General features: G+C 68.4%; 25 protein-coding genes. 13 read left to right on the forward strand and 12 right to left on the reverse strand.

The window, feature by feature from the left end; all coding sequences use genetic code 11:
• Position 1 precedes the first annotated feature (1 nt).
• A complete protein-coding gene (locus tag ABD188_RS12505; RefSeq protein WP_344062651.1) occupies positions 2 to 718 on the forward strand; it encodes a dihydrofolate reductase family protein in 717 nt (238 codons plus the stop codon).
• Here the strand turns inward: ABD188_RS12505 and ABD188_RS12510 are convergent.
• Positions 687 to 1,907, reverse strand: coding sequence for an alpha/beta hydrolase family protein (locus ABD188_RS12510; protein WP_344062654.1), 1,221 nt, complete (start codon positions 1,905 to 1,907; stop codon positions 687 to 689). The two genes, ABD188_RS12505 and ABD188_RS12510, sit on opposite strands and share 32 nt — an antisense overlap.
• Before the next feature lie 25 nt (positions 1,908 to 1,932).
• On the opposite strand from ABD188_RS12510, the gene ABD188_RS12515 reads away from it, so the two are divergent.
• The 4 genes from ABD188_RS12515 to ABD188_RS12530 all read left to right on the forward strand — a co-directional run bounded on the left by ABD188_RS12515 (position 1,933) and on the right by ABD188_RS12530 (position 7,157).
• On the forward strand, positions 1,933 to 2,523 hold the full coding sequence (locus ABD188_RS12515) for a DUF3000 domain-containing protein (protein WP_344062656.1): 591 nt from the start codon (positions 1,933 to 1,935) through the stop codon (positions 2,521 to 2,523).
• Entirely contained in the window at positions 2,516 to 3,715 is a 1,200-nt protein-coding gene (locus ABD188_RS12520) for a ribonuclease D (RefSeq protein WP_344062659.1), read from the forward strand. The genes ABD188_RS12515 and ABD188_RS12520 overlap by 8 nt, the downstream gene beginning before the upstream one ends.
• A gap of 74 nt (positions 3,716 to 3,789) precedes the next feature.
• Positions 3,790 to 4,992: a thiolase family protein gene (locus ABD188_RS12525; protein ID WP_344062662.1), complete on the forward strand. Its 1,203-nt coding sequence runs from the start codon at positions 3,790 to 3,792 to the stop codon at positions 4,990 to 4,992.
• 5 nt (positions 4,993 to 4,997) lie between these two features.
• Positions 4,998 to 7,157, forward strand: coding sequence for a 3-hydroxyacyl-CoA dehydrogenase NAD-binding domain-containing protein (locus tag ABD188_RS12530; RefSeq protein WP_344062665.1), 2,160 nt, complete (start codon positions 4,998 to 5,000; stop codon positions 7,155 to 7,157).
• 75 nt (positions 7,158 to 7,232) lie between these two features.
• Here the strand turns inward: ABD188_RS12530 and dxs are convergent, their stop codons facing one another.
• The gene (gene dxs / locus ABD188_RS12535) at positions 7,233 to 9,182 is read right to left on the reverse strand and encodes a 1-deoxy-D-xylulose-5-phosphate synthase (RefSeq protein WP_344062667.1); all 1,950 of its coding nucleotides are present in this window, start codon (positions 9,180 to 9,182) and stop codon (positions 7,233 to 7,235) included.
• Between the two features lie 120 nt (positions 9,183 to 9,302).
• On the opposite strand from dxs, the gene ABD188_RS12540 reads away from it, so the two are divergent.
• Positions 9,303 to 9,482, forward strand: coding sequence for a hypothetical protein (locus ABD188_RS12540; RefSeq protein WP_344062670.1), 180 nt, complete (start codon positions 9,303 to 9,305; stop codon positions 9,480 to 9,482).
• Between the two features lie 12 nt (positions 9,483 to 9,494).
• On the opposite strand, the gene acnA is transcribed toward ABD188_RS12540, so the two are convergent.
• The 4 genes from acnA to dut all read right to left on the reverse strand — a co-directional run bounded on the left by acnA (position 9,495) and on the right by dut (position 14,274).
• Entirely contained in the window at positions 9,495 to 12,305 is a 2,811-nt protein-coding gene (acnA, locus tag ABD188_RS12545; RefSeq protein WP_344062673.1) for an aconitate hydratase AcnA, read from the reverse strand.
• A gap of 138 nt (positions 12,306 to 12,443) precedes the next feature.
• Positions 12,444 to 13,205 (reverse strand): DUF3159 domain-containing protein, encoded by a 762-nt coding sequence (locus ABD188_RS12550; RefSeq protein ID WP_344062675.1) that lies wholly within the window; start codon positions 13,203 to 13,205, stop codon positions 12,444 to 12,446.
• Complete coding sequence (locus tag ABD188_RS12555) at positions 13,202 to 13,825, reverse strand: DUF3710 domain-containing protein (RefSeq protein WP_344062677.1); 624 nt, start codon at positions 13,823 to 13,825, stop codon at positions 13,202 to 13,204. Before ABD188_RS12555 ends, ABD188_RS12550 begins: the two co-directional genes overlap by 4 nt.
• On the reverse strand, positions 13,822 to 14,274 hold the full coding sequence (gene dut / locus ABD188_RS12560) for a dUTP diphosphatase (protein WP_344062679.1): 453 nt from the start codon (positions 14,272 to 14,274) through the stop codon (positions 13,822 to 13,824). The genes ABD188_RS12555 and dut overlap by 4 nt, the downstream gene beginning before the upstream one ends.
• 12 nt (positions 14,275 to 14,286) lie before the next feature.
• Here dut and ABD188_RS12565 point away from each other — a divergent pair, with 12 nt between their 5' ends.
• Positions 14,287 to 14,772: a DUF3093 domain-containing protein gene (locus ABD188_RS12565; protein WP_344062682.1), complete on the forward strand. Its 486-nt coding sequence runs from the start codon at positions 14,287 to 14,289 to the stop codon at positions 14,770 to 14,772.
• Here ABD188_RS12565 and ABD188_RS12570 read toward each other — a convergent pair.
• Complete coding sequence (locus ABD188_RS12570; RefSeq protein ID WP_344062685.1) at positions 14,747 to 15,040, reverse strand: DUF4193 domain-containing protein; 294 nt, start codon at positions 15,038 to 15,040, stop codon at positions 14,747 to 14,749. The two genes, ABD188_RS12565 and ABD188_RS12570, sit on opposite strands and share 26 nt — an antisense overlap.
• Positions 15,041 to 15,250: 210 nt before the next feature.
• Between ABD188_RS12570 and sepH the strand changes: the two genes are divergently transcribed.
• A complete protein-coding gene (gene sepH, locus ABD188_RS12575) occupies positions 15,251 to 16,282 on the forward strand; it encodes a septation protein SepH (RefSeq protein WP_344062688.1) in 1,032 nt (343 codons plus the stop codon).
• Here the strand turns inward: sepH and ABD188_RS12580 are convergent, their stop codons facing one another.
• Complete coding sequence (locus ABD188_RS12580) at positions 16,283 to 17,392, reverse strand: alkaline phosphatase family protein (protein WP_344062691.1); 1,110 nt, start codon at positions 17,390 to 17,392, stop codon at positions 16,283 to 16,285. It lies immediately after the preceding gene.
• A 65-nt stretch (positions 17,393 to 17,457) separates the two neighbouring features.
• Between ABD188_RS12580 and ABD188_RS12585 the strand changes: the two genes are divergently transcribed.
• From ABD188_RS12585 to ABD188_RS12595, 3 genes are all read left to right on the forward strand, one after another.
• Positions 17,458 to 19,908: a DNA gyrase/topoisomerase IV subunit A gene (locus ABD188_RS12585; RefSeq protein ID WP_344062695.1), complete on the forward strand. Its 2,451-nt coding sequence runs from the start codon at positions 17,458 to 17,460 to the stop codon at positions 19,906 to 19,908.
• A gap of 79 nt (positions 19,909 to 19,987) precedes the next feature.
• The gene (locus ABD188_RS12590; RefSeq protein ID WP_344062698.1) at positions 19,988 to 20,203 is read left to right on the forward strand and encodes a helix-turn-helix domain-containing protein; all 216 of its coding nucleotides are present in this window, start codon (positions 19,988 to 19,990) and stop codon (positions 20,201 to 20,203) included.
• Complete coding sequence (locus ABD188_RS12595) at positions 20,196 to 20,657, forward strand: Clp protease N-terminal domain-containing protein (RefSeq protein WP_344062701.1); 462 nt, start codon at positions 20,196 to 20,198, stop codon at positions 20,655 to 20,657. Before ABD188_RS12590 ends, ABD188_RS12595 begins: the two co-directional genes overlap by 8 nt.
• Here the strand turns inward: ABD188_RS12595 and ABD188_RS12600 are convergent.
• Together ABD188_RS12600 and ABD188_RS12605 are read right to left on the reverse strand one after the other, a co-directional pair.
• A complete protein-coding gene (locus ABD188_RS12600) occupies positions 20,641 to 21,084 on the reverse strand; it encodes an HNH endonuclease (protein WP_344062703.1) in 444 nt (147 codons plus the stop codon). The two genes, ABD188_RS12595 and ABD188_RS12600, sit on opposite strands and share 17 nt — an antisense overlap.
• 74 nt (positions 21,085 to 21,158) lie before the next feature.
• The gene (locus ABD188_RS12605) at positions 21,159 to 23,267 is read right to left on the reverse strand and encodes a DNA gyrase/topoisomerase IV subunit B (RefSeq protein WP_344067086.1); all 2,109 of its coding nucleotides are present in this window, start codon (positions 23,265 to 23,267) and stop codon (positions 21,159 to 21,161) included.
• A 165-nt stretch (positions 23,268 to 23,432) separates the two neighbouring features.
• Here ABD188_RS12605 and ABD188_RS12610 point away from each other — a divergent pair, with 165 nt between their 5' ends.
• Positions 23,433 to 23,654 (forward strand): DUF7455 domain-containing protein, encoded by a 222-nt coding sequence (locus ABD188_RS12610; RefSeq protein ID WP_344062706.1) that lies wholly within the window; start codon positions 23,433 to 23,435, stop codon positions 23,652 to 23,654.
• Between the two features lies 1 nt (position 23,655).
• On the opposite strand, the gene ABD188_RS12615 is transcribed toward ABD188_RS12610, so the two are convergent.
• Complete coding sequence (locus tag ABD188_RS12615) at positions 23,656 to 24,696, reverse strand: alanine racemase (protein ID WP_344062709.1); 1,041 nt, start codon at positions 24,694 to 24,696, stop codon at positions 23,656 to 23,658.
• Positions 24,693 to 25,352: an alanine racemase C-terminal domain-containing protein gene (locus ABD188_RS12620; protein ID WP_344062712.1), complete on the reverse strand. Its 660-nt coding sequence runs from the start codon at positions 25,350 to 25,352 to the stop codon at positions 24,693 to 24,695. Before ABD188_RS12620 ends, ABD188_RS12615 begins: the two co-directional genes overlap by 4 nt.
• 46 nt (positions 25,353 to 25,398) lie before the next feature.
• Here ABD188_RS12620 and ABD188_RS12625 point away from each other — a divergent pair, with 46 nt between their 5' ends.
• The gene (locus ABD188_RS12625) at positions 25,399 to 26,421 is read left to right on the forward strand and encodes a sugar-transfer associated ATP-grasp domain-containing protein (protein WP_344062716.1); all 1,023 of its coding nucleotides are present in this window, start codon (positions 25,399 to 25,401) and stop codon (positions 26,419 to 26,421) included.
• Positions 26,422 to 26,450: the final 29 nt, after the last annotated feature.

The following is a 26,450-nucleotide window of genomic DNA, read 5'->3' on the forward strand; positions in this document are numbered from 1 at the left end:
GATGATCGTCACCGAGGTCATGCCGCGAAGCCTCGCGGCGTGCGAGGTGCTGACGGCCGAGGGGCGGGAATGGCTCCGTGAGCGATATCACCGGTCAGACGCCGAGTACGTGCGGCTCAACATGATCACCACACTCACGGGCGCGGCATCCGGATCGGACGGTACGAGCGAGACCCTGACCAGCAGGGTCGACCGCCGGGTGCTCGGCGTGATCCGGGCCGACGCCGACGTGGTACTGGTCGGTGCCCAGAGCGTCCGCGCCGAGGGATACGTCGTGCCGCGCACTGCGCGGCTCGCGGTCGTCACCTCGTCAGGCGATCTGAGCGGTCATCGGCTGTCGCTCGGCCCCGATGCGACGCCGGACCGCGTGCTGCTGGTATGCCCCGCGGAGGCTGCCGCACGTCTCGCCGAGCGCACGTCGCAGTACGGCGTGCAGATCGTGCCGGTGCCGGGTGGCAGCCACCTCGAGCCGCGCGCGATCATCGAAGCGCTGGCCGCGCGAGGCTACACCCGGATCGTGTGCGAGGGCGGCCCGTCGCTGGCGACCCAGTTCGCCGATGCCGGGGTCATCGACGAGTACTGCGTCACCGTCGCCCCGGTCGTGGAGCCCGCCGACCGCCCGTTCCTCAACCCGGGCATCCGCCCCGACACCGAGGTCGTCGGCGCGCTCGTCGACGAGGCGGGCTTCAGCTATCTTCGTCTTCGCGTGCGGCGCTGAAACCGAGCCGATCGACCCAGTCGCGGATGCTGGCGCTCCACCGCTCCTGGTCGTAGTTCCACAGCTTGGTGTGGCGGGCGACTTCGAAGACCTTCAAGTCCACGAGATCGGGCCGTGCGACGACGAGGTCGTGCGAGGCGTCCGACGGAACGAAGCCGTCGTCGTCGCTGTGGAGGATGAGGATCGGATGCCGGAGCTCTGCGGCACGTGCGACCACATCGAGCCGGTCGAACGGGATGGCGCTGCCGGCCCGCGTGATCGGCGTCGCCCACTCCGACTGCAGGGCCCCGATCGCGAGGCCGCTGACGGCAGCCGGAACGCCCTGGACGTGCGCCTGGTACTCCAAGACGATGCGCCAGTCGATGACGGGCGATTCGAGGATGAGTCCGACGATCGCATCGCGATGGGCCGAGTTGAGCGACACCTGCAGCGCGATCGCGCCTCCCATCGACCAGCCCATCAGCAGGATGCGCTTGGCCCCCCGGCGGCGTGCGAAGCCGACGGCCGCGTCGACATCTCGCCATTCCGTCGCGCCGAGTGCATAGGTGCCGGCCCGACTGCGCGGAGCCTCGCCGTCGTTGCGGTACGACACGAGGAGGCTCGTGATGCCGAGCGCGTGGAAGACCGGCACCGCCCGCAGGCACTCCGCGCGGGTGGTGCCGCGTCCATGCACCTGGATGACCCACACATCGGCGTCGCCGGCGGGGAACAGCCATGCCGGGCACGGACCGACCCCCGTGCCGATGAGCTCGGGGCTGAAGGGCAGGTGCAGCTCTTCTGCGCTGTCGTAGTACCAACCGCTGAACGACGCGTCCGGCGAGAGCTGCGCGGTGGTCCCGATGTGCGTCAGGAGTTTGCGCTTGACCGACACGTCGTCCTGCGAGAGCACGGATCCGAGCTTGATGTAATCGGTGGTCCCGCTCGTGAACAGCCCGTAGCGCCCCGGCAGCTCCGTGTCAGGGGTGCGGGCGAGGGTGATCGTCTGCGCCGACGTGTCGAGCGACAGGATGCGGGTGTCGGGCCGCCGAAGCTCGGGAGTGACGACACGGCGGGCCATGTGCGCGGACGCGACTCCGAGCGCTGCGAGCACGCCGGCAAGCGCCAGGCTGACCACGGTGAGCGCGGTTCGCACGCCGGCGATGAGAGAGGGAGAGGCGCCGCGCATCGCGGCGCGCCTGGGGGCGACCATCGAGGCCTCAGCCTAGTCTGTCCGCGTGGCTGACCATCGTCCTCCGACGGGACCGGCATCCTTCGAGGAGGCCGTTGCCGCTGTGCGCAGCACGGCGTTCCGCGACGACCTGACCGTCCGCGAGATCCCCGCCCCCGCAGGACTCGCCCCCGACGCGATCGCGCTCGCCGGCGACGTGCGCCCCGAAGCGGGCGCAGTGGACTCCCCATATGGCACGGGCCGCTTCATCCTGCTCCACGATCCGGTCGAGCCCGCCCCGTGGGACGGGCCGTGGCGGATCGTGTGCTTCGCGCAGGCGCCGCTCGAGCCCGACATCGGCGTCGACCCGCTGCTCGCAGATGTGGCCTGGTCGTGGCTCGTCGACGCACTCGCCTCGCGGCAAGCGGGGTTCCACTCGGCCTCGGGAACCGCCACCAAGACCCTCTCGAAGGGATTCGGCTCGCTCGCCGCCGAAGGTGACGGCGCTCAGATCGAATTGCGCGCCTCGTGGTCGCCGGTGGGCTCTATGGCCCCGCACGTGGAAGCATGGGCAGAGCTCGTGTGCATGCTTGCCGGGCTGCCGCCGGGCTCGGAAGGGGTTGCGATGCTGGGAACACGAAGGGTGACGGATGGCTGACTATGTCGTGATCGACGACATAGCCGGCCTGGAGGCCGCCGCGGCCCAGCTCGCGGCCGGAGAAGGACCTGTCGCCGTCGATGTCGAGCGCGCCTCGGGCTTCCGCTACTCGCAGCGGGCCTATCTGATCCAGGTGTTCCGGCGCGGTGCCGGTGTCTTCCTGTTCGATCCCCCTCCGATCGGCGATTTCCGCGCGCTGCAGAATGCGATCGGTCAGGAGGAGTGGGTGCTGCATGCAGCGAGCCAGGACCTTCCGTCGCTGCGCGAGCTGTCGCTCGAACCGGTGTCGATGTTCGACACCGAGCTCGCCGCGCGACTTCTGGGCCACGAGCGGGTGGGGCTCGGCGCGGTCGTCGAGGACACCCTCGGGATCACCCTCGCGAAGGCGCACTCGGCATCGGACTGGTCGACGCGGCCACTCCCCCAGGCATGGCTGGAGTATGCGGCGCTGGATGTCGAGCACCTGGTCGATGTGAGAGACGCACTTGCGGCGGAGCTCGTGGAGCAGGGAAAGACCGAGTATGCCGCCGAAGAGTTCCGCGGCGTCCTGGAACGGGTGCCGAAGCCGTTGCGCGGCGAGCCGTGGCGCAGGCTGAGCGGTCTGCACACGGTGCGCGGGCGCAAGGCGCTCGCGGTCGCGCGAGCACTGTGGACCGCCCGCGAGGACTACGCACGACGCGAGGACGTCGCCCCGGGCAGACTCGTACCCGACCGCGCGCTCGTGGCCGCTGTGCTCGCCGACCCGAAGTCCAAGCAGGAGCTCGCCGCGGTGAAGGAGTTCACCGGGCGCGCCAGCCGTTCGCAGATCGACCGGTGGTGGGCGGCCATCGAGGCCGGGCGCGCGAGTGACGAACTGCCGCTGGAGCGCGCGACCGGCGGTGATTCGCTGCCGCCTCCGCGCGCGTGGGCGGATCGAAACCCCGAAGCCGACGCACGACTCAAGGCCGCACGGCCGGTGGTCGAGGAGCGCGCCGCAGAACTCGCGATGCCCACCGAGAACCTGCTGACCCCCGACCTGCTCCGTCGGCTGGCGTGGTCACCACCGGATCCTGTGACGCCGACATCCGTGTCCGTCACTCTCGAATTGCTCGGCGCGCGCCGATGGCAGATTGACCAAACCTCACAGTTGATCGCGGATGCTTTTGTGGGTTCCGTGCAATCGCCCTCCGAGGCGTCCGAAGCCGATTCGTAGGTTTCCGCCACCCGGTTCTGCCACGCCGGAGCGTCCTCCGTAGGCTGACGGCATCCCATGATTTTGGAGGCATAGTGGCCGAGATTTCCGACGTCTTCTTCGTCGATGGCATGCGCACACCCTTCGGGCGCGCCGGCGAGAAGGGCATGTACTGGAACACCCGAGCAGACGATCTCGCCGTGAAGGCGACGATCGGGCTGATGGGGCGCAACCCCGGGGTTCCGGCGGGTCGCATCGACGACGTGGCCATCGCTGCGACATCGCAGACCGGCGACCAGGGGCTCACGCTCGGGCGCAGCGTCGCGATCCTGGCGGGCCTGCCGCAAACGGTGCCGGGCTTCGCGATCGACCGCATGTGCGCGGGCGCGATGACGAGCGTCACGACGATGGCCGCCTCGATCGGCGTCGGAATGTACGACCTCGCCCTGGCCGGTGGTGTCGAGCACATGGGACACCACCCGATCGGCGCCAACACCGACCCGAATCCCCGATTCGTCGCCGAGAAGATGGTCGATCCCGGCGCGCTCAACATGGGCGTGACGGCGGAGCGCATCTTCGATCGGTTCCCGCACCTCACCAGGGAACGCTCGGACCGGTACGGCATGCTCAGCCAGCACAAGGCTCAAGCGGCCTACGACGCCGGCAAGCTCCAGCCCGACCTCGTGTCCGTCGCCATCAAGGACGCGGAGGGCGCGTGGGGTCTCGCGACCGTGGATGAGGGCCGCCGCCCGCAGACCACCATGGAGGACCTCGCCGGTCTGAAGACACCGTTCCGCGCCCATGGGCGCGTCACCGCCGGGACATCGTCGCCGTTGACCGACGGTGCGACGATGAGCCTGCTGGCGGGCGGCGCCGCCGTCAAGGAACTCGGACTCGCCCCCAAGATGAAGCTGGTCTCGTTCGCCTTCGCGGGCGTGCAGCCCGAGATCATGGGCATCGGACCGATCCCGTCGACCGAGAAGGCACTGAAGAAGGCCGGACTCACGATCGATGACATCGGCCTCTTCGAGTTGAACGAAGCCTTCGCGATCCAGGTGATCTCACTGCTCGACCACTTCGGCGTCGCCGACGACGATCCGCGTGTCAACCAGTGGGGCGGTGCGATCGCGATCGGTCACCCCCTCGCCGCCTCCGGTGTGCGACTCATGATCCAGCTCGCCGCCCAGTTCGCCGAGCGTCCCGATGTCCGCTACGGCCTCACCGCCATGTGCGTGGGTCTCGGCCAGGGCGGCTCGGTCGTCTGGGAGAACCCGAACTACGACGGAAAGAAGAAGTAAGCGCGATGGCGAAGACCGTTTCCGAACAGTACGCGGACGTCGACTTCTCTCCGATCCAGGCGCTCACCGACGGCGAGGTGATCACGAACTCGACCGTGCGCGACATCCGTCTCGGCTCGGGCAAGGTGCTGGCCCTGATCACGCTCGACAACGGGCGTGACCACAACCGCCCGAACACGCTGGGGCCGGCCACCATGACCCAGCTCGGCGAGACCCTCGATGCGCTCAAGGCACGCGCGGCCGCGGGTGGGATCCAGGCCGTTGGCATCACCGGCAAGCAGTACATCCTCGCCGCAGGCGCCGACCTCTCCGACATCTCCCGCGTGGGATCCAAGGAGAACGCGAAGCTCGTTGCTCAGCTCGGCCACAAGGTCTTCGGCGAGCTCGAGGATCTCGGCGTTCCGGTGTTCGCATTCGTGAACGGGCTCGCGCTCGGCGGCGGGCTCGAGATCGCTCTGAACTCGACGTATCGGACGGTGGATGCCTCGGCCGCGGCGATCGCGCTGCCCGAGGTGTTCCTCGGCATCATCCCCGGGTGGGGCGGCGCCTACCTGCTGCCGAACCTGATCGGTATCGAGAACGCCCTCGAGGTCGTGATCTCGAACCCGTTGAAGCAGAACCGGATGCTCAAGCCCCAGCAGGCGTTCGACTACGGGATCTTCGACGCCATCTTCCCTGCGGCGAACTATCTCGAGGACTCGCTGAAGTGGGCTGACGGCGTGCTCAGCGGCTCGGTCAAGGTCGTCCGCAAGAACGAGCCGGGCAAGATCGAGCGCCTCACCAAATGGCCCATCGCGATCAAGATGGCGCGAGGGATGCTCGAGAGCCGGATCGGCACGGTTCCGAAGTCGCCCTATGCGGCCCTCGAGCTGCTCGACAAGGCCAAGAGCGGCACCAAGGCAGAGGGGTTCGCCCGCGAGGACGACGCGCTCGCCGACCTCGTCACGGGAGACCAGTTCGCGGCATCCATGTACGCGTTCGATCTGGTGCAGAAGCGCGCCAAACGCCCGGTGGGCGCGCCCGACAAGGCTCTCGCCAGGACGGTCACGAAGGTCGGCATCGTCGGCGCGGGCCTCATGGCCAGCCAGTTCGCGCTCCTGTTCGTGCGCAAGCTGCAGGTTCCCGTGCTCATCACCGACCTCGACCAGTCCCGCGTCGACAAGGGTCTGGCGTACATCAACGACGAGATCGGCACGCTCGAAGCGAAGGGCCGCCTCGACGGCGACACGGCGAACCGGCTGCGTGCGCTCGTGCGCGGCACGACCGACAAGAGCGAATACGCGGACTGCGACTTCGTGATCGAGGCCGTCTTCGAAGAGGTCGGCGTGAAGCAGCAGGTGTTCGGCGAGATCGAGCAGATCATCGCCGAGGACGCCATCCTCGCCACCAACACTTCGTCCCTGTCGGTCGAGGAGATCGGCGCGAAGCTCGCGAACCCCGAGCGGCTCGTCGGCTTCCACTTCTTCAACCCGGTCGCGGTCATGCCGCTCATCGAGATCGTGAAGACAGCGGACACCTCGGATGCCGCGCTCTCGACGGCCTTCGTCGTCGCTCGCGCGCTGGGCAAGAACGCCGTGCTCACCGCCGACGCCCCCGGCTTCGTCGTCAACCGTCTGCTCGCGAAGGTCATGGGCGAGGCGGCACGGGCAATCTACGAGGGCACGCCGCTCCTGACCGTCGAGAAGGCGTTCCAGCCACTCGGACTGCCGATGACGCCCTTCCAGCTCATCGATCTGGTCGGCTGGAAGGTCGCCGCGCACGTGCAGGACACCATGGCGACGGCGTTCCCGGCGCGCTTCTACGCCTCCGAGAACTTCCACCGGCTGGCGGAGCTCACCGAGGTCGTCGAGAAGGACAGGGCGGGCCGGGTCACGGGTTGGTCGAAGGGGGCCGAGAAGGTCCTGAAGGGTGCCGTCGGCTCCTCCCCCGCAAGTGAAGCCGAGATCCTCGCCCGTGTGCAGGATGGGCTCGCGCAGGAGCTCAAGATCATGCTCGACGAGGGCGTGGTTCCCGAGGTCGAAGACATCGACCTGTGCCTCATCCTCGGTGCCGGCTGGCCCTTCATCGACGGCGGTGCATCGCCCTACCTCGATCGCGAAGGTGCCTCGCAGCGTGTCTTCCACGACACCTTCCACCACCCGGTGATCAAGGGCATCGCCTCCTAGGCTGCTGAGGGGGGGCGGCCGGTCGCTGAGCTTGTCGAAGCGTCCGCCGGCCCCTGAGCTCCGGGACCGCTGGGCTCAGGCGTCCCGGCGCGCGTGCGCCGCGAGGCTGGCGATCTCGGATGTCGCGGGCCGGGCGACCGGGATCCGCGTGCCGAGCACCTGCGAGACGACGTCGTGGGCGATCTTGGCAGCGGTGAGCCCGGCATCCTCGAGGATCTGCTCGCGCGATGCATGGTCGATGAACTCGTCCGGCACGCCGAGTTCGTCGACGGCGGTGTCGACGCCGGCTTCGCGAAGCACCTGACGCACGCGCGTGCCGATGCCTCCGACGCGGATGCCGTCCTCGATCGTGATGACCAGGCGATGAGATGCCGCCAGTTCGGTGACCGAGGGCTGCACCGGGATCGCCCAGCGCGGGTCGATGACCGTTGTGCCGATGCCCTGCGCCCGGAGTCGCTCAGCCACGTCGACGGCGATGTGCGCCATCGGGCCGATGCCGACGATGAGGACATCCTGCGCATCGGAGCGCACCAGCACATCGACGCCGTCCGCGAGGCGCTCCAGGGCGGGCAGCTCGGGGCTGACGCCGCCCTTGGGAAAGCGGATGACGGTCGGCGCATCCGAGACCCCGACTGCCTCACGCAGCTCCTCGCGCAGCCGCTCGGCGTCTCGTGGCACCGCGATGCGGATGTGGGGCACCAGCTGCAGCATCGCGAGGTCCCAGATGCCGTGGTGGCTCGGGCCGTCGGGTCCCGTGACTCCCGCGCGATCGAGCACGAAGGTGACGCCGGCGCGGTGGAGCGCGACATCCATCAGCACCTGATCGAACGCGCGGTTCATGAACGTCGCGTAGATGGCGACCACGGGATGCAGCCCGCCGAAGGCGAGACCGGCGGCGGAGGCCACGGCGTGCTGTTCTGCGATGCCGACGTCGAGGGCACGCCCGGGGAATCGCTGCGCGAACGGCAGCAGCCCCGTGGGCCGAAGCATCGCCGCGGTCATCGCGATCACGTCTTCGCGCTCGTGGCCGATCTCGACGAGTTCGTCGGCGAAGACATCCGTCCAAGCCGGCCCGGCGCTCGCGCCGCCGACCGTCGCGCCTGTCACGGGATCGATCCTGCCCACCGCATGGAATTGGTCGGCTTCGTCGTCGAGGGCGGGCTGGAAGCCCCGGCCCTTCTCAGTGATCGCATGGACGATCACGGGAGCGCCGAACTGCTTTGCCAGCTCGAGGGTCTCCATCAGCACCGGCAGGTCGTGTCCGTCGACCGGGCCCAGGTACTTGATGTCGAGATTGGAGTAGAGAGCCGCGTTGTTGATGAAGCGCGACAAGAAGCCGTGGGTTCCGCCGCGAACGCCGCGGTAGACGGCGCGAGCGGCGGGGCCGAGACGGCGGAACATCTGGTCGGAGCCGCGGTGGAGGTTGCGGTAGGTGTCGGCGGTGCGGACACGATTGAGATAGCGGGCCATTCCGCCGATCGTGGGCGCGTACGAGCGACCGTTGTCGTTGACGACGATGATCAGGTTGCGGTCGTTGTCGTCGGAGATGTTGTTGAGCGCCTCCCACGTCATGCCGCCGGTGAGCGCACCGTCCCCGACCACCGCGATGACATGCCGGTCCTTGCGACCGGTGCGGGTGAAGGCGCGCGAGATCCCATCGGCCCAGCTGAGCGAGCTCGACGCGTGCGATGACTCCACCACATCGTGCGGGCTCTCGGAGCGCTGCGGGTAGCCGGCGAGGCCGCCGCGCGTGCGCAATTCGCTGAAGTCCTGGCGCCCGGTGAGCAGCTTGTGGACATACGACTGGTGGCCGGTGTCGAAGACGAACGGGTCGAAGGGCGAGTCGAAGACGCGGTGCAGCGCGATCGTGAGTTCGACGACACCGAGGTTCGGGCCGAGGTGACCACCGGTCCGAGACACGTTCTCGACCAGGAACTCGCGGATCTCACCGGCGAGCTGTTCGAGCTGCTCAGGGCTGAGGGCGTCGAGATCGCGGGGTCCTGCGATGTTCGGAAGGATCGCCATCCATCTCCCTCTGCGCTCAGCGGAGCCCTCGTCGGGCGGGCGATCCGGTGCTCGGACGCCGACTCAGAGTCTACCGTGGCGGCCGCACACCGTCTGGGAGGTCCTCACCAGGGTGCGGGTGTGGTACGTCCCTTCTCGGGACCGGTGACGAGCCCCACGTGGCGTGGCGCTGCGGAGCAGTGGATCGTCCAGGACGTCTCGCAGCGAGGGATGTCGATCACCGGAGCCCTCACGCCCGTGCGCGCCCGCGCGTGGTCGAACGACACAAAGCCCCGGACGCTGTCCGCGTCCGGGCCTTGAGTGACCTCACGCTCAGACGAGCGACCGCAGCACGTACTGCAGGATGCCGCCGTTGCGGTAGTAGTCGGCTTCGCCGGGCGTGTCGATGCGCACGACCGCGTCGAACTCGACGGGCTGTTTGCCCGGGGCAGAGAACTCGCTCGGCGCGGCCGTAACGTGAACCGTCTTCGGTGTGACGCCCTCGTTGAGCTGCTCGAGACCGCTGATCGACACGATCTCGGTGCCGTCGAGGCCGAGGGACGTCCAGGTCTGTCCCGTCGGGAACTGCAGCGGCACCACGCCCATGCCGATCAGGTTCGAGCGGTGGATCCGCTCGAAGCTCTCGGTGATGACGGCTTTGACGCCCAGCAGGCTGGTGCCCTTCGCCGCCCAGTCGCGCGACGAGCCGGAGCCGTACTCCTTGCCCCCGAAGATCACGAGCGGCGTGCCTTCGGCCTGGTAGTTCTGGCTCGCGTCGTAGATGAACGACTGCGGGCCGCCCTCTTGGGTGAAGTCGCGCGTGTAACCGCCCTCGACGCCGTCCAGCAGCTGGTTCTTCAACCGGATGTTGGCGAACGTGCCGCGGATCATGACCTCGTGGTTGCCTCGGCGCGATCCGTAGGAGTTGTAGTCCTTGCGGTCGACGCCGTGGCCGTCGAGGTAGTGGCCCGCCGGGCTGTCGGCCTTGATGTTGCCGGCGGGGCTGATGTGGTCGGTCGTCACCGAGTCGCCCAGCGTGGCGAGCACTCGAGCACCGGCGATGTCGGTGACAGGCGTCAGTTCCATCGTCATGCCGTCGAAGTACGGGGGCTTGCGCACGTAGGTGGATGCGGCATCCCACTCGAAGACATCTCCGGTCGGGGTCGGCAGTGTGCGCCACCGCTCGTCGCCCGCGAACACCGCGGCGTACTGCGTGTCGAACATGCCCTTGTTGATCGACGAGTCGATGGTCGCCTGCACCTCTGCCGAGTCCGGCCAGATGTCGCGCAGGAACACGTCCACGCCGTTCTGATCCTTGCCGAGGGGGTCGGTCTCGAAGTCGAAGTTCATCGACCCGGCGAGGGAGTACGCGATGACCAGCGGAGGGCTCGCGAGGTAGTTCATCTTCACGTCGGGGTTGATCCGACCCTCGAAGTTGCGGTTGCCCGAGAGCACCGCGGTGACCGCGAGGTCGTTCTGCTGAACCGCCGCCGAGACCTCTTCGATGAGCGGGCCTGAGTTGCCGATGCAGGTCGTGCAGCCGTAGCCGACGGTGTAGAAGCCGAGCGCTTCGAGATCGTCGGTGAGGCCGGCCTTCTCGTAGTAGTCGGTGACGACCTTCGATCCGGGCGCGAGGGTGGTCTTGACCCACGGCTTGGCCTTGAGGCCCTTCTTCACGGCGTTGCGCGCCAGCAGCCCGGCGGCGAGCATGACCGACGGGTTCGAGGTGTTCGTGCACGAGGTGATCGCCGCGATCGTGACCGCACCGTGGTCGAGCGTGAACCGCTGGCCGTCACCGAGCACGACCGGGGTCGGCTTGGAGCCCTTCTCGGGCGCGTGGCTGTGGTGGTGGTGCGCGTGGGCGCTGTACTCGTCGTCCGGCGAGTTTCCGGGCGGGTCGGATGCCGGGAACGACTCAGAACCCTCGAGGTCGACGAGATCGTGCTCGACGTCGGCGTAGTTTGTCAGGTCGCTCGCGAACTGGGCCTTGGCGTTCGTCAGGATGATGCGATCCTGCGGGCGCTTCGGCCCGGCGATCGAGGGCACCACGGTCGACAGGTCGAGCTCGAGATACTCGCTGAAGACGGGCTCGACGGCCGCATCGTGCCACAGCGTCTGCTCCTTGGCGTACGCCTCGACGAGCGCGACCTGCTCGTCGCTGCGTCCGGTGAGGCGCAGGTAGTCGAGCGTGACGTCGTCGATGGGGAACATCGCCGCGGTCGACCCGAACTCGGGGCTCATGTTGCCGATCGTGGCGCGGTTCGCGAGCGGAACGGATGCCACACCCGGACCGTAGAACTCGACGAACTTTCCGACGACCCCGTGCTTGCGGAGCATCTCGGTGATCGTGAGCACCACGTCGGTCGCGGTCACGCCGGTCGGGATGGCGCCCGAGAGCTTGAAGCCCACCACCTTCGGAATGAGCATCGACACCGGCTGGCCGAGCATCGCGGCCTCGGCCTCGATGCCGCCGACGCCCCAGCCGAGCACGCCCAGCCCGTTGACCATCGTGGTGTGCGAGTCGGTGCCGACGCACGTGTCGGGGTAGGCGCGGAGGACGCCGTCGACCGTCCGGTCGTAGATGACCTTTGCGAGGTGCTCGATGTTGACCTGGTGGACGATTCCGGTTCCCGGCGGGACGACCTTGAAGTCGTCGAAGGCAGTCTGGCCCCACCGCAGGAACTGGTAGCGCTCGCCGTTGCGCTCGTACTCGATCTCGACGTTGCGCTCGAGCGCGTTCTCGGTGCCGAACAGGTCGGCGATGACCGAGTGGTCGATGACGAGCTCGGCCGGCGACAGCGGGTTGATCTTCGTCGGATCGCCGCCGAGGTCGACGACGGCTTCGCGCATCGTCGCGAGGTCCACGATGCAAGGAACGCCTGTGAAGTCCTGCATGACCACTCGGGCCGGCGTGAACTGGATCTCGGTATCGGGCTCGGCTGCGGCATCCCACGACCCCAGAGCCTCGATCTGCTCCTTGGTGACATTCGCGCCGTCCTCGGTGCGGAGCAGATTCTCGAGCAGCACCTTCAGGCTGAACGGGAGCTTCTCGTAGCCTTCGACGGTGTCGATGCGGAAGATCTCGTAGTCGGTGCTGCCGACTGTCAGGGTGCTCTTGGCACCGAAGCTGTCAACCGTGGACACGCGTGTCTCCTTCGTCGGCGGCGGGAGCGGGCCCAGGGCCCGGCACACCCCATCTTCCCCCGCTCCGGAGCCCTCGGCTAGTGAGGTTCACCTAATCCGGCGACGAGGCGAATTTATCTTGATGTCAAGATAAATGTATCACTTCGGAGTGGGCGGGTAGAGCGCTCTGACGGCCAGCCAGGTCACCGCGACCATCGGCGCGAACAGCGGTATGCCCATCACGAGCTTGAGCGTTCCGAGCGCGGTGACGTTGTCGGCGAAGTAGAGCGGGACCTGCACGATGAGCCGCGCCGCGAACAGGCTCGCCCATGCGATCGCGAGCCAGAAGAACGCGCGGCGCTTGCGCTTGTCGCGACGCCACGCCGTTCCCTCCCCCATGAGGAAGCCGACCGCGAGGCCGATGAGCGACCATCCGATGAGCGCCGAGATGAGGAACGCCGATCCGTACAGGATGTTGGTGATGAAGCCCGGGATGAAGTTGTTGCTCGCCTGTCCCGTGAAAGCGGCGAGCGCCGCGGCGACGCCGGCCGCGATCAGCCCTCCGACCGCCGCGTTGACCGGCTGGCGCGCGATGAGACGCGCCACGACGAAGACCGCGGCGATGCCGACCGAGAGCGCCAGCGACAGCCACAGGTCGCCCTGACCTGTGCTCGGATCGATCGTCACCGTGTAGGCGATGATGAACACGAGCCCCGGGACGACCGACTCCAGGATGCCGCGCCAGCCGCCCATTGCGCGCCACACGACGTGCCCCGTCGACTTGCCCTCGGCCGGGTCGAGCCCGGCCCGACGGGCCGCTCCGCCGAGAGCCGCGCTGAGGATGTCGGACGCCGACTGCGGCGCGCTCTCGCTGCCGGACGACGGCGTCTCTGGGGTGTCCGGGCGCGGTTCGTCGCTCACGTGGTGCCCGGTGTTGCCGGCATCCGCAGCGGGATCAGGTCGCGGGGTGGCATAGGCGAGCCGCCTCGCACCACGACGATGGAGCGGAACAGGTCCTCGATCTTCTCGGCCGCCTCGACGTCGGCCGTCGCCGCTCCGCCGATGACGCCGCGGAGGAACCAGCGCGGACCGTCGACGCCCACGAAGCGCGCGAGGCGCTTGCCCGCGGTGCTGTCCGGGCCCGCGACGACGGGCACCTCCGCGAGCAGCTCGGGACCGAGCGGTCCCTGGCGCTCCTCGACGCGGCCGCCCTGCTGGCGGATCTGCCCGCGGATCTGCTCGCGCGTCTCCTCCCACAGTCCCGTCGAGCGCGGCGCGGCGAACGGCTGCACCTGAAGGGTGGAGCCGGCGTAGTCGAGGCCGACCGCGACGATCCGCTTGGTCTGCTCCTCGACCTCGAGCCGGAGGTTCAAGCCCTCGCGGGGGAGGATCTTGATGCCGCCGAGGTCGATGTACGGACGGACCGGATTCGCCTCGGTCTCATCGAAGGGGCCCAGGACTGCGCGGTCGGGCAATGCGGGCGCGGCTGTGCGGTCGTCGTCGACGGGGATGCCGTCGTCCGAGGATGTCGGGTCGGTCATGCGAGGATTCCGTCCTTCTTGATTCCGGTCGATCCGAAGCCGCCATCGCCTCGGACGCTCTCGGGCAGAGCCTCGACCGGAATGAACTGTGCGCGCGTGACGGGCATCACGATGAGCTGCGCGATGCGGTCGCCGACGGCGATGTCGTACGCCTCATCGAGGTCGGTGTTGAGCAGGGTGACCTTCAGCTCGCCGCGGTAGCCGGCATCCACTGTTCCCGGCGAGTTGACGATCGTGATCCCGTGCTTCGTCGCGAGCCCGCTGCGCGGGACGACGAACGCGGCGAAGCCCTCGGGAAGGGCGATGCGGACACCCGTGCCCACGAGGGCCCGCCTGCCGGGTTCGAGGCGCACCGCCTCGGCGGCCACCAGGTCGGCTCCGGCGTCACCGGGATGCGCGTAGGTGGGAACGTCGGGGGCGATAATGAGGACGTCCACCGTTTCAGTCACCCAACGAGGGTAATGCAGAAGACAGCGCGCAGTGTCGGCCCCCAGTACCGGGAGCGGCTCGGTCCATCGTTGTGGGCGCTCGTGAGTGCCGCGGTGGCCGCGCCCATGGCGGCGCTGGTGTTCGCCCCGCTCAACACCACGATCGCCCTCGTGATCGGCGCCGGGGTCGGAGTGGCCATCATCGCGCTGATGGTCGCGGGAGCACCGGTCCTCGATGTGCGCGACGGTGTACTGCGGGCCGGACGCGCTCACATCGATGTCGACCTGCTCGGCGACGCGGTCGTCCTGACCGGCGACCCGGCACGCCACGCACGCGGTGCTGGTCTCGACCCGCGCTCGTGGCATGTCATCCGCGGCGGAATCGACGGGATAGTGATCATCACCGTGACCGACCCGGACGACCCCACCCCGATGTGGGTGGTGTCATCGCGGACGCCGGACCGGTTCGCTGCGGCGCTCCGGCTCGCTCAGGCTACGCGGCGCACTCCGAGCAGATAGGGCCATCCGCGCCCTCGTGATCGAGTTGCGAGCGATGCTTCACCAGGAAGCAGTTGGAGCATGTGAATTCGTCCTCCTGCGCGGGCAGCACGACGACGTCGAGCTCGAGGTCGGACAGGTCCGCCCCGGGCAGTTCGAATCCCGAGGGGTTGTCGGCGTCTTCCACATCGACCGAGCCCGACAGCTTGTCGGGCACTCGCTCCTTGAGAGCCTCGATCGACTCGCTGTCGTCTTCGGTCTTGCGGGGGGCGTCGTAGTCGGTTGCCATTCGTAAACGTCTCAACTTCCGGAAATCACTGGGGTGCATTCGCCCTTTCGAGCGGGCATAGTTTGCACGACCTCCCCCGATTTCGCAAATGCACTGCTGATCGGAGTAGTCCGTGCCGGTGCTGAAACTCGCGGCACGCGCTGGATATTCCCGCTCGCCGGTGTTGGCCGTGTAAGCATGGGCCGACACGCAGGATCGGAGGGCGTCCGCATGGAACAGCTCAAGGTGATCGGTACCGAGGACGAGGTGCTCGTCCTGGCGACCGACTCGGGCGAGCGATTCTCGCTCGCCGTCGACGAGGTGCTGCGCATGGAGCTCCGCAGGGCACGCCGCGAGCGTGATGCCGAACCATCGGCGAATCGGCCGAGTCCGCGCGAGATCCAGGCGCATATCCGGGCGGGACTGTCGGCCGAAGAGGTCGCGGCGCTGCTCGGAGCCCGGGTGGAGGACGTCGCGCGGTTCGAGACTCCGGTGCTCGCCGAGCGCGAACACGTCGTCGCGCAGGCCCTGGCCGTGCCAGTGCTGCTCGGCGGCGATCTCGAAGGCGACGCACATCCCACGTTCGGCTCGGCCGTGCGGGGCAAGCTTGCCGAAGCGGGTGCGACCGGGGAACGCTGGACCAGCTGGAAAGAGCCGACGGGCTGGATCGTCAAGCTCCAGTTCACCGCGTCGGATGTCGATCACGACGCGCGGTGGAGCTTCGAGCCGCGTCGCAGCACGCTGTCTCCTCTCAACGCCGATGCGATCCAGCTGTCACGGCAGGGTTCCCTGCCTGACGGACTGATCCCGCGGCTGCGCGCTCTCGAGACCGTGCCGCCGAAGGATGAAACGCGCTTCGACAGCGGCGCGTTCGGGCCCCGGAGACTTCCCGACGCCGACCTCGAGACGCCAGAGCTGAGCACGCCGACCGCCCCGGCCGTTCAAGAGGCCGCGATGAAGCGTGCGAACGAGCCCAACGTGACGTCGGCCGAGACCGCCGACCTGCTGGAGGCCCTCCGCCGCCGGCGTGGGCAGCGTGAGCCGCTGCCAGGTCTGGACGACGTGGCCGCTCCGCGGTCCCACTCCCCCGTCGCCCTGTTCGATGCACTCGAGCCCGGCTATGACGAGGCCCCCGTCGACACCGATCCGATCCCGGACTACGACGCGCCGGCATCGGCAGTGGCCGAGGCCGGGCGGCGCAAGGGACGCACATCGATGCCGTCGTGGGACGAGATCGTGTTCGGAGCTCGCACCGAGGACTGATCAGGCGTAGGCGCCGAGACGGATGAGGGGCACGATGCGCTCCTCGTTCGAGAGCGAGCCATGCTGCCCGACCATCTTCTGGGCACCCTTGTCGGTCAGCCGGTCGTCGTAGTACACGATCCCCGACCGGGCTGCCACGAGAACATCGCCGATCCGATCGTGCACCTCGTCCGCGACGGGCCCGAAGAGGCCGGCAGCTATCGCCTCGGAACGTGACAGCACCCACGAGCGGGATGCCTCATGCGCGCGCCAGACGGCGAGCACATCGCTCTGGGCGTCATCCTCCGCATAGAGGTGCAGCATCCGGGGCTCACCGCCGATGAGACGCACTCCGTCGACCATTTCGTCGCCTGAGGCGAGGAGCACATGCCGGTGGAGAGGAATGTCCACCATGCCGTGGTCGGCGGTCACGACGACTCCTGTGCCGCGCGCGATCGCGCTGTCGAGGGTGCGCGCGGCGGCATCCGCCTGCTCGAGCCCGGCCAACCATTCATCGGACTGCCACCCTCGCCGGTGGCCCAGCCCATCGAGCTCGGGCGCGTACACGTAGACGAAGGAACCCGGGTTGCGCGCGGCGAGGTCGGCTGCGAGCTCGGCCCGTTCGTCGAGGCCCTCGGCTGCGTGGAACTCGGCACCGCGCAGAATCGCCGCCGTGAAGCCGGTGTCGGCGTACTCGGCCTTCGACACGGCGAAGCTCGGACGCCCGACGGTCAGTGGCTCGGATCGCTGCCACTCGATCGGCAGGCCGTCGGTGTCCCAGCCGCGCAACTGGTTCACGACCTCGTCGGTGCCGGGGATGCGGGCGCGATAGCCCACGATGCCGTGCTGGCCGGGCATGGTGCCGGTCAGCAGGCTCGTGAGGGCGGACGCCGTCGTGCTCGGGAAGACGGTGCGGGCGACATCCCGTTTCGACGAGGCCTGGGACAGGAAACGCGCATGCCCCGTGCGCGCAGCGAGGTTGTGCGCGCCCAGCCCGTCGAGCACGAAGACGATCGCGCTCGTCGCGGGCCGGAACCAATCCGAACGGCCCTCGAGCGAGGCGAGCATCTGCGGCACGACACCGGTGAGGCTCCGGGCCCGTGGCGGGTCCGCGGGTAGGCTGAGGGACATCGGGGTCAGTCTCGCACACCCGCGGGAGGCCCCTGCCGCTCCGCCGTCACCGAGGCCTCATCGTCATGCCCGCATCCCGCACCGACTCCTCCCCCGCCGCAGAAGAACGCATCGAAGACGTCGACGTCTCGACCGAGATGCAGGGCTCCTTCCTCGAGTACGCGTACTCGGTCATCTACTCGCGTGCGCTTCCCGATGCGCGGGACGGACTGAAGCCCGTGCAGCGCCGCATCCTGTACCAGATGGCCGATATGGGCCTGCGCCCCGACCGCGGTCACGTCAAGAGCGCCCGCGTCGTCGGCGAGGTCATGGGAAAGCTCCACCCGCACGGCGACGCGCCGATCTACGACGCGCTGGTGCGCCTCGCGCAGCCGTTCTCGCTGCGCGTGCCGCTCGTCGACGGTCATGGCAACTTCGGGTCGCTGGATGACGGCCCCGCCGCGCCTCGCTACACCGAGGCCCGGTTGGCGCCCGCAGCGCTCGCGCTGACCGAGAACCTCGACGAAGATGTCGTGGACTTCATCCCGAACTACGACGGCCAATTCCAGCAGCCGGCGGTGCTGCCTGCGGCCTACCCGAACCTCCTCGTGAACGGTGCGGCCGGCATCGCGGTCGGCATGGCGACGAACATGGCGCCCCACAACCTCATCGAGGTCGTCGCGGCCGCCATCCACCTGCTCGAGAATCCGGACGCGACGGTCGAAGACCTCATGGACTTCGTGCCCGGTCCCGACTTCCCGTCGGGCGGGATCGTGATGGGCCTCGACGGCGTCAAAGACGCGTACACCAAGGGTCGCGGCGCGTTCAAGGTGCGCGGCAAGGTCGCCATCGAGTCGCTGGGCCCCCGTCGCACCGGCCTGGTCGTGACCGAGCTGCCATACCAGGTCGGTCCCGAACGAGTGATCGAGAAGATCAAGGATGCCGTCCAGGCCAAGCGCCTGACCGGGATCGCGGATGTCACCGACCTGACCGACCGCAGCCACGGTCTGCGGCTCGTCATCGGCATCAAGACCGGGTTCGATCCGCAGGCGGTGCTCGACCACCTCTACCGGCTCACCCCGCTCGAGGACTCGTTCAACATCAACAACGTCGCCCTCGTCGAAGGGCAGCCGCAGACGCTGGGGCTCAAGGAGCTGCTGCGCGTCTACCTCGACCACCGCATTCAGGTCGTCACGAGACGCAGCCGGTTCCGCCTCGCGCGGCGCGAAGAGCGCCTGCACCTGGTCGAGGGACTGCTCATCGCGATCCTCGACATCGACGAGGTGATCCAGGTCATCCGCACCTCGGACGACAGCGAGCAGGCGCGCACCCGGCTGCGCGAGGTGTTCGACCTCAGCGAGGTCCAGGCGGAATACATCCTCGAGCTCCGCCTGCGCCGGCTGACGAAGTTCTCGCGGATCGAGCTCGAGTCGGAGCGCGACTCGCTCAAGGCCGAGATCGCTCAGCTGCAGGCGCTGCTGGGCAGCGAGGTGCTCATCCGTGCCCAGGTCGCGCGCGAGCTCGAAGCCGCCTCGGACGAGCACGGCACGCCGCGGCGGACGATGCTGATGAACGCGAAGCCGGCCGCGCCCCGTCCCACCCGCGGTGCGCCGGCTCCCGATCTGCAGATCGCCGACGCGCCCACCGTCGTCGTGCTCTCCACGACGGGGCGAGCCGTGCGAGTGGACCTGAGCGAGGGGCAGGATCTCACCGTGCCCGCGCGCAGGAGCAAGCACGACGCCGTCTTGGACACGGCGGCCTCGACGATCCGCGGTGAGCTCGGCGCGGTGACGACGGCCGGGCGCGTCGTCCGGTTCAGCCCCGTCGACCTGCCGTCTGTGCCGCCGGCGTCAGTGCAGCTCGCGGCCGGCGTTCTGCTGCGCGACTATCTCGGCATCCATGACAAGACCGAGCGGGTGATCGCACTCATCCGGTTCGACGACGACACGCCTCTTGCACTGGGCACCCGGCAGGGTGTCGTGAAGCGCATCGTGCCCTCGGGTCTGACCCCTCGCCCCGAGCTCGAGATCATCGGACTCAAGCCGGGCGACGCAGTCGTCGGTGCGGCGTCGGCGGCGGATGACGCGGAGCTCGTGTTCGTGACCAGCGACGCACAGCTGCTCCGTTTCTCCGCCTCCGCGGTCCGACCGCAAGGAGCTCCAGCAGGTGGGATGGCGGGCATCAACCTGTCGGCCAAGGCGGAGGTCGTGTTCTTCGGCGAGGCATCGGGCGACGACGTGATCGCCGTCACGGTGTCGGGTGCGGACGGGGTGCTGCCGGGGACGGATGCCGGTCGGATCAAGGTTTCGCGGTTCGACGACTTCCCCGCCAAGGGTCGCGCGACAGGCGGAGTGCGGGCGCACACGTTCCTGCGCGGCGAGGATCGGCTGACGCTCGCGTGGATCGGGCGGACGCCTGCGCTGGCGGTCGGTCCGGACGGCTCGGCGCGGACGCTGCCGCCGGCGACCGCCAAGCGCGACGCCTCCGGCCAGCCGCTGCCGGCCGCGATCGGCTCGGTCGGCCGCACCCTCGTCTGACCCCGGCTCGCGAGCGCCATCGAGGTCATCTGTCAGTCTGACTTGACAAACCACGCACCGTCAATCCAGACTGACAGGCATGGAGTCATGGGATCTCGAATCGCTTCGTACCACCGATCCGGCCACAGGGCTGCGCGCGGTCGGTGCATTGCACCGTCTCGCCGAAAAGGTCGAGGCGCTGCATGTCGCCGCGGCGCGACGCGCCGGATGGTCATGGGAGCAGATCGGCGACGCACTCGGCGTCACGCGCCAGTCGGTGCACACGAAGTATGGAAAGCGGGAAGGCAATGTTTGAGCGATTCGCCCGGGAAGCCCGGTCTGCGGTGGAGGGAGCACGGCGCGAGGCGGGTCGCCGCGGCGACAGGCGGATCGGCACGGAACACCTGCTGCTCGCCCTGCTGCACGACCGCGCGGTGGCTCAGACCGTGGGCGTCGATGCCACAGCCGCCGAGAAAGCCGCCGACCAGCTCGATCGTGACGCGCTTGCGGCGATCGGCCTCACCATCGGAGAGTTCGAGCCGACAGGATCGGCGGGCGCCAGGCGGGTTCCGCGCATGACGTCCGGCGCCAAGTCGGTGCTCCAGGGCGCCCTCGTCACCGCGACGGCCGAGAAGGCGCGAGCCATCACGTCACGCCATCTGCTCCTCGCGCTGCTCGACCGGCACGAACCGGATCCCGCGGCAGCCCTGCTCGACGCGCTGCACGTCGACCCGTCGTTGCTGCGGAGCCGCCTCACGACGGCGGCATAGCGCCGACCTGCGCACTCGTCAGGGCCCTGTCGCCGTCCATCACAGGAGAGTCACCGGCGCCCACCGGCGCGGCCATGATCGAGGGTTCCGACATCAGCAGCGCCAGGACCTCGCGGTGACGCAGCAGAAACGCTCGCTCGTCCAGGCGCTTGCGCCGCAGCCACCGCGTCACCTCATCGTTGCTCTTGCTGGCGTTGCATGAGCGGCACGCCGGCACGATGTTCTCGATCGTGTAGCGGCCGCCTCGCGAGAGTGCGAGGACGCAATCGCGCTGGAGCGCGGCATCCGTCGCACCGCAGTATGCACAGCCGCCCCAGGCTTCACGGATCCTCGCCCACTGAGAGACGGTGAGGTCGTTGTCGGCGGCATCCATGCGGCGCTTTCGCTTTCGAGCGGCACGCACGCGCCTGCTCCCGCCGACTGCCATGGCGTCAGGTTAACCACGGCGTCGCCGCTCGGGCGGCAGACACGCTCGGCGGCCGTCACTCGGCGAGCGACCCGCTACGCGTCGATCGCGTCGCGAGACAGACGGTGCGAGGACTCGACGATGAACTCGCGGCGCGGGGCGACCTCGTTGCCCATCAGCAGTTCGAAGATGTGACCAGCGCTCTCGGCGTCCTCCAGGCGCACGCGCCGCAACAGACGCCCGCCCCGGTCCATCGTCGTGGTGGCGAGCTGATCGGCGTCCATCTCACCGAGTCCCTTGTAGCGCTGGACTGGTTCGTGCCAGCGTCGTCCGGACTTCGTGACCTTCGTGAGCAGGGTGTGCAGCTCGGGCTCGCTGTAGGTGTAGATCGTCTCGTTCGGCTTCGTGCCGGGGTTCATGACGATCACGCGGTGAAGCGGTGGCACGGCCGCGAACACGCGCCCTGCCTCGACCAGTGGGCGCATGTAACGGAAGAACAGGGTGAGCAGCAGGGTGCGGATGTGGGCGCCGTCGACATCCGCGTCGCTCATCAGAATCACCTTGCCGTAGCGTGCCGCATCGAGATCGAACGAGCGACCCGAGCCCGCGCCGATCACCTGGATGATCGAGGCGCACTCCGCGTTGGAGAGCATGTCGCTGACAGAGGCTTTCTGCACGTTGAGGATCTTGCCGCGGATGGGCAGCAGCGCCTGGAACTCGCTGTTGCGCGCGAGCTTCGCGGTGCCCAGTGCCGAGTCGCCCTCCACGATGAAGAGCTCGGAGTGGGCGACATCCGATGAACGGCAGTCGACGAGCTTCGCGGGAAGCGAGGAGGACTCGAGGGCGTTCTTGCGCCGCTGGGTCTCTTTGTGCGAGCGCGCAGAGATGCGCGCCTTCATCTCGGCCACGACCTTGTCGAGAAGCAGCGCCGTCTGATTCTTGTCGTCGCGCTTGGGAGACGTGAATCGCGCCGTGAGCTCTCGCGTCAGGACATTGTTGACGATCTGGCGCACCGCGGGCGTGCCGAGGACCTCTTTCGTCTGCCCCTCGAACTGCGGCTCCGGCACCCTGACGGTGAGGACCGCGGTCATACCGGCGAGGATGTCGTCCTTCTCGAGCTTGTCGTTGCCGACCTTGAGACGCCGGGCGTTCTGGTCGACCTGGGCGCGCAGCACCTTCATGAGTCCCTGCTCGAACCCCTGCTGGTGCGTGCCGCCCTTGGGCGTCGCGATGATGTTCACGAACGAGCGCGAAACTGTCTCGTATCCGGTCCCCCAGCGCAGTGCGATGTCGACGTGGCACTCGCGCTCGACGTCGGTGGGCACCATGGCGCCGGTCGGCTGGAGCACCGGCACGGTCTCGGTGAAGGTCCCGGAGCCGGTGAGCCGCCAAGTGTCGGTCACCGCGGAGTCGGGAGCGAGGAAGTCGACGAATTCCGAGATGCCGCCGTCGTAGCGATACCTCGTCTCGACCGGCTGATCCGTGCTCGAAGCGCCTGCGGTTGGTGAGCCTGTCGAAGCACGTTCGTCTCGCACCACGATCTCGAGTCCCGGGACGAGGAACGCGGTCTGGCGAGCGCGCTGCGCCAGATCGTCGAGGTTGAAGGCGGCATCCTTCGTGAAGATCTGCCGGTCCGCCCAGTAGCGGATGCGGGTGCCGGTGACGCCTTTCGCGGCACGCCCGGTAACCCGCAGCTCGGAATTCGTCTCGAAGGGCGTGAACGTCGATGACGGCGATCCGTTCGAGAACACGCCGGGTTCGCCGCGGTGGAAGGACATCGCCCACGTCTTGCCGTTGCGATCCACCTCGACGTCGAGCCGCTCGGACAGGGCGTTCACGACGGATGCGCCGACACCGTGCAGTCCGCCCGAAGCGGCGTACGAGCCGCCGCCGAACTTGCCGCCGGCGTGGAGCTTGGTGAAGACGACCTCGACACCCGAGAGGCCGGTGCGGGGTTCGATGTCGACCGGGATGCCGCGCGCCTGGTCGCGCACCTCGACGCTGCCGTCCGCGTGCAGCACGATGTCGATACGCGATCCGTGCCCGCCGAGAGCTTCGTCGACGGAGTTGTCGATGATCTCCCACAGGCAGTGCATCAGGCCGCGGGAGTCGGTCGAGCCGATGTACATGCCCGGCCGCTTGCGGACCGCTTCGAGTCCCTCAAGCACCTGGAGGTGATGGGCGGAATACTCGGAGGTCACAATTCTCAAGCGTATCCGGGGGCGGCGACGGCGTCGGGGTGACACGCTCCAGGCGGATGCGGGGTACGCGCACAGCGAAATGTCATCGGTTCGCGGCATTCTGGTAACAAACGCGTGGTTGTATTTCTTACCTGCACCGGAGTTCTACATATACGAGGAGGCACCGAGATGAACACGCTATCCACACCGACCGAGCCGGGTGTCGTTCTCGAGCACCGACTGACGGCGCTGGACCGCTGCGATTCCTGTGGTGCCCAGGCCTATATCGCCGCAGAGGTGAACGGAAGCGAGCTCCTGTTCTGCGCACACCACGGCCGCAAGTACGAAGAGAAGCTTCGTGCGATCGCGACCAGCTGGCACGACGAGACGGCACGCCTGATCGAGTCCTGACTCAGCCTCCGAGATACTCGCGGCTGACCAGCGGCGAGATCCGAACGGCGATCTCCTCGCCGATGCTGGCGAACGCCTCAGCGAGATCCGTCGCAGAGGCGGCCCCTTCGCCGTAGAACGTCACCTCGTCACCGAGGAGCGCTTCAGGCCAGCGTTCCACGACGCTCTCGAGACGATCGACGCGCAGGAGTGCCCGCGGGCCCGAGGGACTCGCGACCACGACACGGCCCGCCAGCGTCGACGGCAGACCGTGCAAGGCGCCCAGGGCAACGTGGGCGCCTTCGTCATCGATACGGATGACGGGTGCCGAGAGCGTGGCGATGGGCCGGATGCCGAGCATCCCCTCGTCTGGTCCCCCGGCCGGCCGGATTCCATACGCGAAAGCGCCGATCCGGACCAGATCGTGACGTAACTCGGGGCGCGCGAACGCGGCTGCACTGGCGGTGAGGTGGCGGACCGAAGGTCTCAGCCCTGCGCGCTCGGAGGCCTCGACGGCCGCGATGAACTGCGCGGACGCGGCATCGTCTTCTTCGTCCGAGGCCTCCGCGAGGTGGCTCCAGACGCCGACCACACCTATCGCGCCGGTCGATTCGAGGGCGGCCGCATCAGCCGCAGCCGCATCCCATTCCTCGGGTCGGATGCCGTTGCGGTGCAGGCCGGTGTCGATCTTGAGGTGCACCCGAGCCGGCTGAGCGATCTCCCGCGCGATCCGGGCGACATCGTGGAGCAGATCCCGGTCGCCGACCCCGAGATCGAGTCTGAGGTCGATCGCGGTGCGGATCTCGTCGTCCGAGCCGGCGAGCCACACGAAGATCCGTGCATCTTCGCCCAGCGTGGCGCGAACGGTGGCGCCGGTCTGCACGTCGAAGGCGCCGAACCACCGAACACCCGCCGTCCACGCGCGCTGGATGATCGGTACGAGGCCGTGGCCGTAGGCGTCGTCTTTCACGACGAGCATGTGCTCGGAGGGCGCGATCTCGCCTCGGATGTGCCGGAGATTCGCGGCGAACGCGTCGAGGTCGATCCTCAGCGCGGAGGTCACGGTCGGTGCTCCCGCACGGCGCGAAGGCCCACCGCGGTGACGAGTTCACCCGAGGTGAGACCCGTGACGGCGACCCATTCCTCGATCGACGGCTCGCCGCCATCCGATCCACCGAAGAAGACCACTTCATCTCGGCGTCGCACCGGCGTTTCGCCGATGTCGACGACGCAGACGTCCATCGCGACCCGTCCGACGATCGGATGCCGCTCCCCGGCGATCGAGACCGACACCCGGTTGCCCAGAGCCCGCACGATGCCCTGCGCGTACCCGCCCACGACGAGCGCGACGTGCGTATCGCGCTCGGCGCGGTGCGTGTACCCGTAGGAGACTCCCTCGCCGGCGCGGAGCACCTTGACCGACAGCACGCGGCCGGACAGCCGCATCACCGGATGGAAGCCGTCAGCGAGGCCCAGCAGCGCCTCGGCGTGCGGGGAGCCGACGTCCGCGTCAGCGACCGCAAGCCCGGCCGCGGCGAGGGTGCCGGCGACCTCCGTGAAGCCGTGCCCGTACGCGTCGGCGGGCATGCCGACGAGCGTGCCCTCGGGCAGGGCGAGCACCTTGACGTTCTCGCGCAGCGCGGCATGCGAGATCTGCGCGACGGGCGCGCTGCGCGTGGAACCGGCAGACGCGGAGGCATCCAGGTCGGCCGCAGTCACGCCATCTAGACTATCGGGGACCCCCGATCCCCATCCCGGAGCATGCATGCCTTCTCAGGGCCTCGGCCTCGCGCCCCGCCTTCGTTATCTCGCAGGACGCGCACGGCGCATCGATGTCGGCTCGGTGTTCGAGCGCGCCAAAGAGACGTCCGCACATCACGGCAAGTGGATGCCTGCCGTCGTCGTCGACATGCTGTGGTCGGCCGGCTTCAAGCAGGTGGGATTCCAGGACTACGTCGACTACGACTTCGCGATTCTGAACGCCGCCGAACGGGCGACCTACATGACCCATCCGGTCTCGAACGAGCTCTCACAGAAGTACGACCACCCCGACTACCGGCACATCTTCCAGGACAAGGTCGAGTTCGACCGCGTCTTCTCGGAGCATCTCCATCGCGAGTGGATGGTGGTCGACGCGGGAAACGCCTCCGAGCTGCGTGCGTTCACCGAGCGCCAGGGCACCATCGTGACGAAGGAGCCCGTCGGCCAGGCCGGGACGGGCGTGCACCGCTACCACGCGGCCGAGGTCGACGATTGGGATGCCTTCCACGCCGGCCTGTTCGCCCGCGGCGAGCTCCTCGTCGAAGAGGTCATCGTGCAGCATCCGGACCTTGCCGCCGTGTGCCCCGGAACCGTCAACACCACCCGCGTGACCGCCTTCTTCGACGGCGAGCGGGCCCACATCCTCGCGATGGCGCAGAAGTTCGGCCGGGGTGCCGTCTCGGACCAGATGACCTTCGGCGGTTTCTACACGATGCTCGACGAGAACGGCCATGCCTTGGGTGCCGGTTATGACTCGCACGCGCACGTCCACGAGACGCACCCCGATTCGGGGTTCCGGATCGCCGACTTCCGGCTGCCGATGATGGACGAGGTCCGAGCCTTCGTGGATCGCGTCGCACGTGTCGTGCCGCAGGTGCAGTACGTCGGCTGGGACATCGTCGTGACACCCACCGGACCTGTGCTCGTCGAGGGCAACTGGGGTGCCGGCGTCTACGAGAACAAGCCGAGCGTCACCGGCATCCGCACCGGTAACAAGCCCCGCTATCGCGAGGCCATCGGGTTCTGACGTTTCGATGTCTCAGCGACCGGTCCGTA

The organism is Microbacterium pumilum, assembly GCF_039530225.1.
Classification (GTDB): domain Bacteria; phylum Actinomycetota; class Actinomycetes; order Actinomycetales; family Microbacteriaceae; genus Microbacterium; species Microbacterium pumilum.

Excerpts from the sequence above, each read along its gene's own strand:
- ABD188_RS12505 (WP_344062651.1), top strand. The coding sequence starts at position 2 with ATGATCGTCACCGAGGTCATGCCGCGAAGCCTCGCGGCGTGCGAGGTG.
- ABD188_RS12510 (WP_344062654.1), bottom strand. The coding sequence starts at position 1,907 with ATGGTCGCCCCCAGGCGCGCCGCGATGCGCGGCGCCTCTCCCTCTCTC.
- ABD188_RS12520 (WP_344062659.1), top strand. The coding sequence starts at position 2,516 with ATGGCTGACTATGTCGTGATCGACGACATAGCCGGCCTGGAGGCCGCC.
- ABD188_RS12530 (WP_344062665.1), top strand. The coding sequence starts at position 4,998 with ATGGCGAAGACCGTTTCCGAACAGTACGCGGACGTCGACTTCTCTCCG.
- dxs (WP_344062667.1), bottom strand. The coding sequence starts at position 9,182 with ATGGCGATCCTTCCGAACATCGCAGGACCCCGCGATCTCGACGCCCTC.
- ABD188_RS12555 (WP_344062677.1), bottom strand. The coding sequence starts at position 13,825 with ATGACCGACCCGACATCCTCGGACGACGGCATCCCCGTCGACGACGAC.
- ABD188_RS12565 (WP_344062682.1), top strand. The coding sequence starts at position 14,287 with ATGCAGAAGACAGCGCGCAGTGTCGGCCCCCAGTACCGGGAGCGGCTC.
- ABD188_RS12570 (WP_344062685.1), bottom strand. The coding sequence starts at position 15,040 with ATGGCAACCGACTACGACGCCCCCCGCAAGACCGAAGACGACAGCGAG.
- sepH (WP_344062688.1), top strand. The coding sequence starts at position 15,251 with ATGGAACAGCTCAAGGTGATCGGTACCGAGGACGAGGTGCTCGTCCTG.
- ABD188_RS12580 (WP_344062691.1), bottom strand. The coding sequence starts at position 17,392 with ATGTCCCTCAGCCTACCCGCGGACCCGCCACGGGCCCGGAGCCTCACC.
- ABD188_RS12585 (WP_344062695.1), top strand. The coding sequence starts at position 17,458 with ATGCCCGCATCCCGCACCGACTCCTCCCCCGCCGCAGAAGAACGCATC.
- ABD188_RS12590 (WP_344062698.1), top strand. The coding sequence starts at position 19,988 with ATGGAGTCATGGGATCTCGAATCGCTTCGTACCACCGATCCGGCCACA.
- ABD188_RS12595 (WP_344062701.1), top strand. The coding sequence starts at position 20,196 with ATGTTTGAGCGATTCGCCCGGGAAGCCCGGTCTGCGGTGGAGGGAGCA.
- ABD188_RS12600 (WP_344062703.1), bottom strand. The coding sequence starts at position 21,084 with ATGGCAGTCGGCGGGAGCAGGCGCGTGCGTGCCGCTCGAAAGCGAAAG.
- ABD188_RS12610 (WP_344062706.1), top strand. The coding sequence starts at position 23,433 with ATGAACACGCTATCCACACCGACCGAGCCGGGTGTCGTTCTCGAGCAC.
- ABD188_RS12625 (WP_344062716.1), top strand. The coding sequence starts at position 25,399 with ATGCCTTCTCAGGGCCTCGGCCTCGCGCCCCGCCTTCGTTATCTCGCA.